Below are 12106 nucleotides of genomic sequence, written 5' to 3'. Positions count from 1 at the left end.
GGCTCCGCGAACCACGCCGCGCCGACGAGTTCCGATTCGTCCACATCAAGGCTTCCCTTCTTGTACTCCGCTTCGAGGTAGATGTCTAGCGTGTGCACCGACCCCTGCGTGTCAGTGTCGGGATAGTACTTCGAATGGACGACTTCCGCGACGCCGGTAACTGTGCAGCGGATGCCAGTCTGTTCGTTGACACGGCGCACAGCAGTCCCCTGAACAGACTCGTACTCGTCCCCCTTGCCGCCGCCCGGCAGCGCCCACATATCAGCGCCGCGGCCCAGCACCAGCAAGACCCGGTCGCGGGTGTCGCCGGCCGCCTGGTCGGGTATCTGGTCGCTCAGTTCCGGGAAATCGGTGCCATCACGCGTGACGAACACGACACTGTTCCCGGAGTAGCCAGTCCCGCGGGTCGCAGCGAACACATCAGCGTATTCATCGGGCGATAGCTCGAAGGTCTCCTCGGTGACCGGCACCTTGTCGTAGGCCGCTTCCAGACTCGAAATACGTTCATCAACGTTCGTCTGATTGATTTTCTCCGTGAGGTTCACATCTCCCGCTCCAGCCTCAGGGCCGTCAGCGTCGTCAGTCATACGAGGTTGTACTCCGGGCCACCGATAAGTGCCGTGGTCCAGTCGATGAAAAAGAACTTGTATTCTGGTTGTCTCCTTCCGGACATGAAAGCGATTGTCCTTGCAGGCGGGTACGCCACCCGGCTCTGGCCTGTCACTAAGAACCGGCCCAAGATGCTGCTCCCTGTCGGTGAAACAACCGTCATCGACCGGATTCTCGGGGAGTTAGAGGAGGACGATCGCATCACTGACGTGTTCGTCAGTACGAACCAGCGATTTGCCGGCGATTTCCGAGACCACATCGCTGCAAGTCGCTTCGAGAAAGCATCCCTGACCGTCGAGGAAACTGCCGAGGAAGACGAGAAGTTCGGCGTCGTCGGTGCGCTTGCCCAGCTAGTCAACCGGGAAGGACTCGGTGACGAGGACCTGCTCGTCATCGCCGGCGACAATCTCATCAGCTTCGACATCGCCGAGTTCATCGATTACTTCGAGCAGTACGACGACCCCACGCTTGCCGCCTACGATGTCGGGTCCCTAGAAAAGGCCAGCTCCTACGGCCTCGTCGAACTCGACGGCGAGGAAGTCACAGACTTCCAAGAGAAACCTGACGACCCTAACAGCACCCTCGTCTCGATTGCCTGCTACGCGTTCCCAGCCGATGCGATCCGCTTCGACGAGTACCTCGAAGACGGGAACAATCCGGACGAACCGGGCTGGTTCATCCAGTGGCTCGTCAACGACGGTCCCGTTCGTGCGTTCACCTTCGACGACGCCTGGTACGACATCGGGACGCCCGAAAGCTATCTGGAGGCCGTCGCGTGGGAACTTGACGGGGACAACGTCGTCGCGGAGGACGCTACCATCGAGAACACTACGCTCGGCGAGAACGTCCACATCCTTTCCGGGGCTGAGGTCGTCAACTCCAGTCTCGACGGCACCATCGTGTTCCCGGACACGACTATCCTCGATTCGGATATCCGTCAGTCCATTATCGACCGGGATACACAGGTCGAGAGTTTAGACCTCGCCGGCGCGCTCATCGGTGCGCACACGCAGTTGACGGACGAGAGCTGACGGCCGCCGATTCCGCACGCTCCGCAAGTCACGCCAGCCACGCGTCTTCGATCTGTACCGTCCCGCGACTGCCGTCCCACTCCGTCTCGTACTCAATTTCGATCCGGCGGTCCATGTGCGGACCATCGGTGACGAGCGTCTCGAACTCGCCGCCTTCCCCGAGGATGTGGACGCCGTACTCGTCGTTGAGCGCCTCCAGTTCGTCGAGCGCGTCGGCGTCGAGCGTGCGACCCAGCCAGGACTCGTCGAGGCCGTAAGCGGCCACGCGGATGATCTGTATCTCGAAGCCAGCATCCAGCATTGCGTCGGCGAGGTCACGGGGGTTCTCCTGCCACAGCGGCGCAAACACGTTGGCTTCGAGGCGGTCGGCCATCGACTCGATGCGAGTCGTCTGGTACTCGCTTTCGACAGCCCCGGCGGTGACACCGCTGATACCGCCGTCAAGTTCGGTGTCGAGTTCGTGCAGTGCTGCTTCCAGCGGTTCGAGTTCGGCATCGCCCTGCTCGCCCGAGTCAGGCACGTCGTCGGCCTCGAAGTCATCGGGCTCGATTTCGACCAGTTGGATGCCGATACTCTCGGCGGCCAGGCGGGCTAACCGGGTCGCCGGAACGTGGTACATGTAGGAGTCGCCCTCTGGGTGGACCGTCACCAGACGCTCGACGGGGTGGCCCCGCTCCAGTGCCCGGTACAACGCCCACGAAGAGTCTTTGCCGCCGGAGAACAGCGAAACCCACGCGCCGTCTGTCATAGCCGCCGGTAGCCGTCGGCGGCGTAAATCGCTGTCTATTCCACCAGTTCGTCCTCGATATCGGTGTGGCTGACGTAGGTCGCCACCCGGACGCCAACGAGGCTGATGAGAATGCCTGCGAGGATGAACAGCGCGAGACGGGTGCCAGCCTCCAGCGAGAACCCCTGAATCTGTACGATGCCGAGGTTCGTCTCCGGCACCTGAAACGGCTCGAACACGCCACCGCGTTCGAGGAAGTACGCAGAAAAGCCGCGAACGACGAGCCCGACCGCGACCGCACCGAACGGAAGGTTCACGTACGCGCTCCGGACCCCCTCTTGCTGGATGAGTTCGTCCAGCAGGCGGCCCAGCGAGGCGGCCAGTGCCGCGCCGGTCAGCCACGGGACGGACGCGAAGGCAAAGCGGTTCGCAAGCAAGAAGGGACTGATATCGCCGACCGCAGAAACGCCCAGCACGCCGGCGAAGACGCCGACGAGCGAGAGGCCGGCCGCGACGACGTAGGTCACAAGCGACACCTGCCCCGAGTACAGCGCTTCCCGGGTCTGACTGGGGAGTCGCGACAGGTACGCGTCGATACCCAGTCCCTTGTAGATGAGGAAGACGCCGATGGCGGCCGCGATAGCGCCGACGGCGATGGTCGGGCTGGTGACGACGAGCAACAGCGGGAACGCGAGCATGATGATGCCGACGGGGACCAGCACCGTCTTGCGCAGTTCCTCGTCAGCCAGAAACTGCTTGAGCAGGTAGTACGTAGATTCGATGTCACGGGCCTGGCGAACGACAACGCGGTCGACGGCATCGACCTGAACGCGGCTCTCGATGATGGGAACCAGCCGCTCGTCGTCGGCGCTATCGACGACGACGACCGCGGAGTCCGGGTTGTGCTCGGCGACCAGACTGTCGATCTGGCTGGCGATCTCCCGGTCCGAGCCGACGCTGTCACTCCCGCCACCGACGACGGCGAGGACCGGCGCAGACTCCTCGGCTTCGAGTTCATCCGCGACTGCGAGCCCTTCGAGGAGGCAGTTGACCCGGCTGTCTTCCGGGTCAACGACTCCTGTCTGCGTGATGAGTGACTCGACGGCGTCGCGGCCGACGACGGGACACGCGGCTGTGGCCGGACTGTCCCTGTCGATACACACCACCAGCGTGGTCACACTACCGCGAAGGCGGTCCCCGGATAAAAAACCTCCCGAGGCTATCGACGGAAGGAGAGGCCCTCGACATCGCCGTCAGCGACGCCGGCGATACCTGCTCCCAGCGCGAACGCGACCTGCTGTGCGCCCCCGCGGAGCTTGCCCGTCAATCCGCGCTCGGGCTCGTACTCCTTGATCGTCACGTCCTCGCCAAGGCGTTGCTCCAGGCTCGCCTCGACATCGTCTCGCGTCCCGAGTCGGTCGACGAGCCCACGTTCTTCCGCCTCATCGCCGAGGAAGATGCGCGCTTCGGTGTCTTTGAGCGCCTCGGCGTCCATCTCGCGGCCTTCGGCTACGGTGTCGATGAACTGGTCGTAGTAGTCGTCGACAATACTCTGGAGATACTCGCGCTCGTCCGCAGTCATCTCCTTTAGCGGGACGCCGGCGTCTTTGTACTCGCCGGCGGTGAACTGCTCGTAGGAGAGGCCCAGGCGGTCGGCCAGTTCCTTGGCGTTGACCCGCGAGCCGACGACGCCGATAGAGCCGACGATAGAGCCCTCGCGCGCCCAGAGCTCGTCACAGCCGGCGGCGATGTCGTAGCCGCCGCTGGCACAGACATCCGTCGCGTAGGCGATAGTCGGGCCGTCGAACTGCTCGGCGGCGATGCGGATGTCCTCGCTGGGGACGATCTGGCCACCCGGTGTGTTCAGCTTCAGGAGCAGCGCATCGGAGCCGCGGTCGCTGTCGGCGCGTTCGATCTGTTCGACGATGTCGTCGGCCGACGCACCGACTGGCGGACTGGTGATGCCGCCACCGCCGTCACGACTGATCGGCCCTTCGACGGCGACTTCCGCGACGTTGTGTGCTGGGAGGAGGGAGCCGGCGATGTTGCTGCCGATACGGGCTGTAGCAACGGCGACAGCAACGACCAGCAGAACGCCGAACAACTGAGCAAGGTTGTCGGGTGTTCTGACAAACAACACCCACCCCAGGACCGTGCCGATACCGACGACAAGCACCACCAGCAACCCACGAACGATGTCATCTGCGCCCGCCATTACTGATACATCCCGAGCGGCTGTGCGCTCGTGCTTTCCTCCTGGTTTTCCTGGAGTTGCTGTGCGAGCTGTGCCTTGGCGCGACCGATTTCTTCGGCCTGCTCGACCAGTGCCTCGGTATCGATATCAAAATCGGCCAGTGGGCTGATCGCTGTCTGCAGCAGGGCTCGCGCCGCTTCGGGGTCGGGGAACCGCTGGTCGGCTTCGACGATGAGTCCGACACTCGTCAACCCGGTTCGCTGTGATTCATGGACTAGCGCGCCGGTCGGCCCGGTAATCGCGCCGTTCTCCGAGGGCGGATCTACGTCCGCCTCCGCAAGCATTGCCGCCCCGTCGCCCGTCGAGATGCCGTACACGTCCGGAACGCCGTCTTTCTCGGCGGGACGGCCGCTGAGGTAGACCGGCGTTGCATCGTTGGCCTCAAACCAGCCAACCATACAGCCGGCGAACTCCGTCGCGCCGGACGGGGAGATCGGGGCATCGCTCTGGAGGACGAGCAGGTCGCGGTCTTCGTCCGCGTACAGCCGGACCGGCGGGCGAACCTCTGGGTCGTCCGTTCCGTACACGGCGATTTCTGGCAACCCTTCGCAGTGGGCCGACGCGTAGTACTCCATGTCGTAGACATCGACAAGATGGTCAGCGGCTATCTTGCCGACGAGTCCGACCCCTGGGAGTCCCTCGATCAGTGTCGGTGAGTCGAGGGACATATCCTCGCGGTGGACCTGTATGTGTGCCATACCTCGGATATCGTCCGCCGACGGCTTGAAAGCCATGGGCCGATGCCGTTCGAAACCCACAAACCGACCGCCAGCGAACGCCGGACAATGGAACCACTCGACCGCTACCGGCCCATCATCGACGACTTCGAGGCGTTCATCGACGCGTGTGAACGCCCGCTGCCGTCGGCTATCAGGGTCAACACGATCAAAGCCACCGTCGAGCGGGTCCGGACGGCGCTTGCGGATGCAGACATCGCCTACGACCCCGTCGACTGGCACGACGGCCTGTTCGTCCTGCCCGAGGACTCTCCCGGCGCGAACTGGCCGTACTTCCACGGCTGGATTCACGGTCAGGAGGAAGTATCCGTGATTCCAGCGACCGTACTGGACCCCCAACCCGGCGAACGAGTCTGGGACGCCTGTGCGGCACCGGGGAGCAAGACGACCCAGCTCGCCGCCCTGATGGAGGATACCGGCGAAGTCGTCGCAACCGACAACAATCTCGGGCGGATTTCGGCGCTGCGGACCAACACTGAGCGGCTGGGTGCGACGACGGTCGCCGTCACCCACGAGGACGGGCGCAACCACTCGCTCAAGCCCTTCGACGGCGAGGGATACGACCGTGCGCTCGTCGACGTCCCTTGCTCCTGTGAGGGGACCATCCGCAAGAACCCGGATACGCTGGAAGACTGGTCGCTCTCGCACGTCGAGGGCATCTCCGGCGTGCAGAAGGGTATCCTCAAGCGGGCCGTCGAAGTGACCGAGCCCGGGGGAACCGTCGTCTACTCCACCTGTACGTTCGCCCCGGAGGAAAACGAGGCCGTGCTGGACTACGTGCTTGACGAGGTGGCCTGTGAAATCGTGGACTACGACCTCCCGCTCAACCACGCACCGGGAATCACCGACTGGGAAGACGAGAGCTTCGACCCCAGCGTGGCAGACGCCAAGCGCATATACCCGCATCACAACGACACGGGCGGGTTCTTCTGTGCGAAACTGGAGGTGCCCGCAGAATGAGCGACCAGAGCACGGAGTTCACGCGGCTCCCGGAGACAGATGAAGAGCGAGACGACCCCGAGCGAGCGACCCGCGAGGAAGTGCTCGACTTCTGGGCGGACCGCTTTGGCGTCCCTTCGGAGACGTTCGAGGGGTGCACCTTCTGGGAACGGGGCGCTGGCAAACTGTGGCTGTATCAAGGCAGCCCGCCGTCGCCGGTAGACATCGAAGGGCTGGGAATGACGTTCCTGCGAACGCGACAGGAACACTGGAAACCGACGCTGGAGGCCGTCCAGCGGTTCGGCGAGCACGCCAGCCAGAACGTCATCCATCTTGACGAGGACGCTGCCCGGGCGTTTGTGGCCGGCGAAGACCAGGAACTCGACTGGGACGGCGACTGGGGGTATCTGGTCGTCACCCACGATCTTGCTGGTGCGGCTGAACCGGTCGGCGTCGGCCTGTACGTCTACGGCGAACTCAGGTCACAGGTGCCGAAAGGGCGCCGTCGAGACGTCTAACCCGAGGACCCACCCGTCCCACTGAGAACCGATTAGCCACTGGAAGACTGTGCGGCTGCCGTTCCCTGCATCGCGTACAGCTCCGCGTACGTCCCGTTGTCGTTGAGCAGCTCGGCGTGGCTGCCTCGCTCTGTGACCTGCCCGTCCTCAACAGTGTAGATCCGGTCGGCGTTTGAAACCGTCGAGAGTCGGTGGGCGATCGCGATCACAGTCTGGTCCCCGTCAAGCGTCTCAACGGTTCGATGGATTTGCTGTTCCAGATTCGAGTCGAGGTCGCTGGTGGCTTCATCAAGCACGAGTACCTCCGCATCGGCCAGAAGCGCGCGGGCTAGTGCGACGCGCTGGCGCTGCCCGCCGGACAGTTTCACGCCGTCGTCGCCCAGTACCGTGTCGAGTCCCTGCGGAAGGTCGTCAAGGAATTCGAGGATGAGTGCCTTCTCAGCGACTCCATAGAGCGTTTCCTCGGTGATATCCCGACCGGCAGTGAGATTGTACCGCAGCGTATCGTTGAAGATATGCGGGTCCTGTCGAACCATCGCAACAGCCTCACGCCATTCCTCAAGCGCATAGGCCGAAATTGGCGTCCCGTTCGTCAGAACCTCACCGCTATCCGGGGTATAGAGTCGCGTGAGCAGTGAGACGACCGTCGATTTGCCGCCGCCGGACTTGCCGACGATGCCGACGAACTCCCCTCGGTCGACGGCCATCGAAAAGTCCGCAAGCACTGGCTCGTCCTCGTAGGCGAACGAGACGTTCTCAAACGCGATTTCCTCAATGCTGTCCGGGACCGACTGCCCGTCAGTTGGTTCCTGCTGGGCTTCGAGGCGGTCGATGAACTGGTGAGTTCGGACCAGATGTGGGAGTTCTCCCTCGATCGCGTAGATGGTGGAGCTGAGCGAACTCAGCCGGGGGGCGAGTCGGAGCATCGCGAACAGGAACACGCCGAGTTCCGCGATAGACAGCGCCCGGAAACTGATGGCGACGTAGACGAGGCCAAACAGGAGCAGCGAGACCGAGAGCCGATAGAGGCTTCCGATTGCAACCTGGTTCCGGCGAACGGCGACGCTAGTCGAAGTGTACCGGTCGAGTGTGGACCGGAACTCGGCAAGCAGCCCGTCGCGCATACCAAACAGCTTCACGTCACGGATGCCTTGCGTCCCCGCCTGTGTTGTCTCCTGTAGCTGTTCGTTTGCCGTCGCCACACGGTCGCCAACGGCGTACCCGGGCTCGATGCCGTATCTGATGATCGCCGTGACACCGCCGAGAGCGACAGCTGCACCGACTGCCAGCACCGGAGCGATAGTGAGTGCGATCCCGATATACACCAGACAGAGGATTGCCTGCTGGAAGAACTGGATAATCCGGCCGATGACACGCCCGGCGTAGCGGGTCTGTGTCAGAATCGTGTTCATGATGTCATCGGACCCTTTGTCGTCGTAGTAGGCGACCGACGCGCCCATCGCCAGTTCGTAGGCCCGGTCTTTGAGGTCACGCTCGTACGTCTGTGTGAGTTTCGCTGCGAGCCATTTCACCGCAAACGACGCCGTAAACCGGATGACCATCACGCACGCGAGGCCGACCAACAGGAATTCGAGTGTGAGCGGCAGCCCTGCAGCGACGTACACGGAAAGAAACCGGCCGGTGACGCCGTTTGCCTGAAGCGGAAGGCTCTGCCCGGCCTGTGCGGCGTCGAGTATCGGAAACAGGAACGAGAGGCCAACACCTTCGAGTAGCATTACAAAGAGGCTGGCGGCAACGATACTCCCCGTCAGCGCCGGCCGATACAGCGCCACGCGGCGCAACGATGCGTATTTTTCACTGACGGAAGGAGTAGCAGCCATTGTTCGGCATGCGGTTTCTATGGGGCATAGTTACCGACTTACTACGGTCGGTTCGTTCTGGAACGAAGGGCACGTCTAACGGCAGTCAGAGTTACCACGGGGGCGAAAAGAGGCTATAACAAATAGTACGAGTATCGCCGATAGCCACATGGTCGCGATAGATTTCGAATCGGCTGTTGTCGCAACTGAGGACTGTGTCACTACGACTATCGACGGGGAGATCGTGTTGCTCAACAACGAGACGGGGCGGTATCAGGGCCTGTCAGGGGTCGGCCCAGATATCTGGGAGCGAATTCAGGAACCGACTGAGCCAGTGGACATCGTCTCGGCGCTGGTCGGGGAGTACGATGTCGAGAGAGACCGAGTGGCAAATGATGTGGAACGCTTTCTGAAAACGCTTGCCGCGGAGCAACTCATCAAGGTCGATGCGAACCCGACTCCGTGAGTTCAGGGCGTTGTCACGGGCGCAGAAGCTATTACTCTGTGAAGCAGTGGCACTGATCGTTGCGAGCAAAGTACTGCTTACAGTCGTTGGGCTGGAGGACGCAGAGCGCTGTTTCGGCACGCTCTCTCAGTTCCTCCCGTGTCATCGTCAGCCTGAAGCACCGAAGTCAGTACGCTGGGCGGTTTTAACAGCAGGGTCGCGTCTTCCGGGCACTTACGATTGTCTTGAGCGAGCACTCACCGGGAGTACCTTGCTGGAGGCGAGTGACTTCCCACATTGTCTCCGCTTCGGTGTGGATACACAGTCCGATACGTTCGAGGCTCATGCTTGGGTCGAGTCAAACGGTGATGTCCTTATCGGGGATGTCGACGACTTTGGGCGTTTCCGTGCACTCACGGAACGCGAAGTACGTGGCTAACAGATAGTAAACACCACATTCTGTGGAAATTCAAGAGTAATAGATAATATAACAAATACAATGATATCTGAAAGCAGGCGTGGAGGTAACCAATGAAGGAATACGAAACGCCGTCGGTCGAAACGTACGGAACTGTTGAAGAGAAGACGAACTGGTGGGACCACGACGACGGATACGGGAAGTGGAGTTAACCTCCACAGCCGGTTCACACATCTAACTGATCCCTCTTTTATCGGTCCTCGACACTGGTACCGTGCAGTGGATACATCGCGATGGTTTCGTGGCTGTGTGATGGAAGTAGAGAGCGCATTCTTATCCACCACAGCAGTCAAGCGCTCTGGTATGAATCAGGGGTGTCGTAGATGGGCTGTGTTTCAGGATGGACGGAATAGATGGACAACTACGCAAGGGGGAAACTAGCAGGATGGCGACGGCAAACACAGCCACGTACGAAGCCTTTGGATTGACAGTCCGCTCGGCCTTCGACGTACCAGAGCTTCCGTCCGCTGAGACAGCGCCTGACGGGCGGGCTGATGTCACCATCACTGAGGAACGGATTCCTCGCCCACTGTCTGCTGCGTCCGGGTCGACCTTTCACGCGGTAACCGAGCGCGAATACTACCTTCTATACGACGCCGCAACGGTCAGAATTCTCGACGGCAAATCCATCGCTGTAGACCCGGCTCCGGACGTGCCAAGCGAAGTCCTCCGCCACGTACTGGTCGGCCCGGCGTTGAACCACCTGCTGGATCAACGGGGCTACTTCGTGCTGCACGCCAGTACCGTCAGTATCGACGGGCGTGCAGTTGCCTTCGTCGGAGAGTCGGGGGTCGGAAAAACGACGACTGCGATGGCCTGCCTGCTCGACGGACATCGTATCCTGAGCGACGACGTGGCTGCGATAGCGCTGGACGATTCGGGGCCGGTCGTCCGGAGCGGCTACCCGTCGATGAAACTCGATCCGGAGGCAGTTGAAGCATTTGACCCTCCGGTTGAACCGCCGGAACAGGTCCACAGCGGACGCCCTCGACACTTCTACGGACTCAGGCACGACCAGCCCGCAACCCCGGTGCCGCTAGAACGGATTTACCTGCTCGAAGACGGCGAGACAATCGAGGTGGACGCAGTCAGGCCGGACGAGCAGGTCATGGCGCTCGTGGATAATACGTACACGCTGGGCGCGCTGGAGGCCGACGGCCAGGCCGTATCGAATTTCACTGCCTGCGGTGAGATTGTCGATATGACCGAAATAAAACGGCTCCGCCGGCCGCGCACTCTCGATATGCTTCCGGATGTCGCAGCCCGAGTTCAGTCTGAACTCAAGAGTGAGTCATGCTGACGGAGGCTGAACCCGAACTTCAGGTGGTGGCCGACTGTGCTCGTACCGCGATCGTCACCGACGCCGCTCCCGACCCGCCCCCGCTTGATGACGCGCCAGACTGGGACCGTGTCGTTGCACTCGCCCGGTATCACGGCGTCGTGCAACTCCTCTACGAGGGACTGGAAGCAATGGCACGCGAGAGTGGTGATGAGTTCACCGTGCCGGCAGCCGTGTTGACACGACTTAGCAGCATCGTACAGGGAAAACGGATGCGGAATCTCGCGTTCACGACCGAGCTACAGGAGATACTAGAACGCTTCGAGACACGTGGTGTGCGTGCGGTACCGTTCAAGGGACCGGCGCTGTCCGCCGCTGCTTACGACGACGCAACGGTGCGTGAATATAATGACCTGGATCTGCTCGTCCATCCGGAAGATATCCCCGCCGCTGCGGATATTCTTGAAGAGCGAGGATACGAGTGGCGCGGGGGCACGCCGCGGTTGGATGACGCCGCGCTGTTAGGCGGTCCTGTGACGAAGGCTATCGTTCACGAGTACGAAATGCGCGGTCCGGAGTTCGACGTGGAACTTCGCTGGCGCGTTGGCGATGCCGAGCGACCGTTCTCCACATCCTTCGGTGAACTCTGGGACCGCCGCGACACCGTATCGGTCGGCGGCCAACCGCTTCCGGCGCTTGCACAGCCAGATCGGCTACTCGTATTAGCGTTCCACGGCACCAAGCACCGCTGGTATCTCCTGAAGTGGCTCTGTGATTTCGTTGCGGCGCTGGAGTCGACGGAAGCCGACTGGTCACACGTCCTCGCTCGGGCGCGGGAAACTGGCGTCCAGCGGAACCTACTGCTCGGGGCCGCGCTCGCCCGTACTGTCTTCGGGTATGCCCTCCCAACGCCGATACTGGATCGCCTTCGCACGGACGGCCGCATCTCCGAATTAGCTGAGGCCGTCGTTGAGTCGCTGGCCGCTGGGACGCCACAGGCACCCACGCAGTTTGAGGCCGCTCGGTTTTACCTAGCGGCCAGCGATTCGATGACTGCGCTGGGACCGCTCCTACTGTTGCATTCGTCACTTCACCCGACCTACTCGGAGTACCAGTTTTGCCCGCTTCCCGGCCCGATGCACCCGCTGTACTACGTCATCTGGCCGCTCCGACTCCTCCTCGAAACACCACAGTGGCGGCGACAGCTTTCCGAGGAGCGACGTGACGAAGCGACCTGAACGACGATTGCTCGTTTGATAGCGATGTGGA

Annotated in this window: 13 protein-coding genes; 7 read left to right on the top strand and 6 right to left on the bottom strand. The window is 62.0% G+C overall.

The window, feature by feature from the left end; all coding sequences use genetic code 11:
- The coding region (locus G9463_RS10015) for an NUDIX hydrolase (protein WP_165896612.1) at positions 1-587 on the bottom strand (587 nt) is incomplete at its 3' end.
- Positions 588-671: 84 nt separating this feature from the next.
- On the opposite strand from G9463_RS10015, the gene G9463_RS10010 reads away from it, so the two are divergent.
- Positions 672-1640: a sugar phosphate nucleotidyltransferase gene (locus G9463_RS10010; RefSeq protein ID WP_127013298.1), complete on the top strand. Its 969-nt coding sequence runs from the start codon at positions 672-674 to the stop codon at positions 1638-1640.
- A gap of 28 nt (positions 1641-1668) precedes the next feature.
- On the opposite strand, the gene G9463_RS10005 is transcribed toward G9463_RS10010, so the two are convergent.
- The 4 genes from G9463_RS10005 to G9463_RS09990 are packed head-to-tail and all read right to left on the bottom strand — an operon-like array spanning position 1669 to position 5355.
- Positions 1669-2388, bottom strand: a complete 720-nt coding sequence (locus G9463_RS10005) for a diphthine--ammonia ligase (RefSeq protein WP_004961993.1) — start codon at positions 2386-2388, stop codon at positions 1669-1671.
- Positions 2389-2423: 35 nt separating this feature from the next.
- On the bottom strand, positions 2424-3545 hold the full coding sequence (locus tag G9463_RS10000) for a DUF373 family protein (RefSeq protein ID WP_007189850.1): 1122 nt from the start codon (positions 3543-3545) through the stop codon (positions 2424-2426).
- Positions 3546-3586: 41 nt separating this feature from the next.
- Positions 3587-4582 (bottom strand): signal peptide peptidase SppA, encoded by a 996-nt coding sequence (sppA, locus tag G9463_RS09995; RefSeq protein ID WP_127013299.1) that lies wholly within the window; start codon positions 4580-4582, stop codon positions 3587-3589.
- Entirely contained in the window at positions 4582-5355 is a 774-nt protein-coding gene (locus G9463_RS09990; RefSeq protein WP_127013300.1) for a proteasome assembly chaperone family protein, read from the bottom strand. Before G9463_RS09990 ends, sppA begins: the two co-directional genes overlap by 1 nt.
- 51 nt (positions 5356-5406) lie before the next feature.
- Between G9463_RS09990 and G9463_RS09985 the strand changes: the two genes are divergently transcribed.
- On the top strand, positions 5407-6318 hold the full coding sequence (locus G9463_RS09985; RefSeq protein ID WP_049939138.1) for an RsmB/NOP family class I SAM-dependent RNA methyltransferase: 912 nt from the start codon (positions 5407-5409) through the stop codon (positions 6316-6318).
- On the top strand, positions 6315-6815 hold the full coding sequence (locus G9463_RS09980; protein WP_007189853.1) for a hypothetical protein: 501 nt from the start codon (positions 6315-6317) through the stop codon (positions 6813-6815). The genes G9463_RS09985 and G9463_RS09980 overlap by 4 nt, the downstream gene beginning before the upstream one ends.
- A gap of 32 nt (positions 6816-6847) precedes the next feature.
- Here the strand turns inward: G9463_RS09980 and G9463_RS09975 are convergent, their stop codons facing one another.
- On the bottom strand, positions 6848-8656 hold the full coding sequence (locus G9463_RS09975) for an ABC transporter ATP-binding protein (RefSeq protein WP_165896611.1): 1809 nt from the start codon (positions 8654-8656) through the stop codon (positions 6848-6850).
- Between the two features lie 148 nt (positions 8657-8804).
- Between G9463_RS09975 and G9463_RS09970 the strand changes: the two genes are divergently transcribed.
- From G9463_RS09970 to G9463_RS09955, 4 genes are all read left to right on the top strand, one after another.
- Positions 8805-9101 carry a PqqD family peptide modification chaperone gene (locus tag G9463_RS09970; protein ID WP_165896610.1) on the top strand — a complete coding sequence of 99 codons (297 nt, stop codon included), beginning with the start codon at positions 8805-8807 and terminating at the stop codon, positions 9099-9101.
- Positions 9082-9519, top strand: coding sequence for a lasso peptide biosynthesis B2 protein (locus tag G9463_RS09965; protein WP_165896609.1), 438 nt, complete (start codon positions 9082-9084; stop codon positions 9517-9519). Before G9463_RS09970 ends, G9463_RS09965 begins: the two co-directional genes overlap by 20 nt.
- Before the next feature lie 424 nt (positions 9520-9943).
- Entirely contained in the window at positions 9944-10858 is a 915-nt protein-coding gene (locus G9463_RS09960) for a hypothetical protein (protein WP_121302965.1), read from the top strand.
- Positions 10852-12075: a nucleotidyltransferase family protein gene (locus G9463_RS09955; protein ID WP_165896608.1), complete on the top strand. Its 1224-nt coding sequence runs from the start codon at positions 10852-10854 to the stop codon at positions 12073-12075. The genes G9463_RS09960 and G9463_RS09955 overlap by 7 nt, the downstream gene beginning before the upstream one ends.
- Positions 12076-12106: the final 31 nt, after the last annotated feature.

Source organism: Haloarcula sp. JP-Z28 (genome assembly GCF_011440255.1).
GTDB classification, from domain to species: Archaea; Halobacteriota; Halobacteria; order Halobacteriales; family Haloarculaceae; genus Haloarcula; species Haloarcula marismortui.
The sequence above is the reverse complement of the archived record's forward strand: the minus strand, read 5'-3'. Positions and strand labels throughout refer to the sequence as shown.

Excerpts from the sequence above, each read along its gene's own strand:
- G9463_RS10010 (WP_127013298.1), top strand. The coding sequence starts at position 672 with ATGAAAGCGATTGTCCTTGCAGGCGGGTACGCCACCCGGCTCTGGCCT.
- G9463_RS09990 (WP_127013300.1), bottom strand. The coding sequence starts at position 5,355 with ATGGCTTTCAAGCCGTCGGCGGACGATATCCGAGGTATGGCACACATA.
- G9463_RS10005 (WP_004961993.1), bottom strand. The coding sequence starts at position 2,388 with ATGACAGACGGCGCGTGGGTTTCGCTGTTCTCCGGCGGCAAAGACTCT.
- G9463_RS09955 (WP_165896608.1), top strand. The coding sequence starts at position 10,852 with ATGCTGACGGAGGCTGAACCCGAACTTCAGGTGGTGGCCGACTGTGCT.
- G9463_RS09980 (WP_007189853.1), top strand. The coding sequence starts at position 6,315 with ATGAGCGACCAGAGCACGGAGTTCACGCGGCTCCCGGAGACAGATGAA.
- G9463_RS09960 (WP_121302965.1), top strand. The coding sequence starts at position 9,944 with ATGGCGACGGCAAACACAGCCACGTACGAAGCCTTTGGATTGACAGTC.
- G9463_RS09975 (WP_165896611.1), bottom strand. The coding sequence starts at position 8,656 with ATGGCTGCTACTCCTTCCGTCAGTGAAAAATACGCATCGTTGCGCCGC.
- sppA (WP_127013299.1), bottom strand. The coding sequence starts at position 4,582 with ATGGCGGGCGCAGATGACATCGTTCGTGGGTTGCTGGTGGTGCTTGTC.
- G9463_RS09985 (WP_049939138.1), top strand. The coding sequence starts at position 5,407 with ATGGAACCACTCGACCGCTACCGGCCCATCATCGACGACTTCGAGGCG.
- G9463_RS09965 (WP_165896609.1), top strand. The coding sequence starts at position 9,082 with ATGCGAACCCGACTCCGTGAGTTCAGGGCGTTGTCACGGGCGCAGAAG.
- G9463_RS09970 (WP_165896610.1), top strand. The coding sequence starts at position 8,805 with ATGGTCGCGATAGATTTCGAATCGGCTGTTGTCGCAACTGAGGACTGT.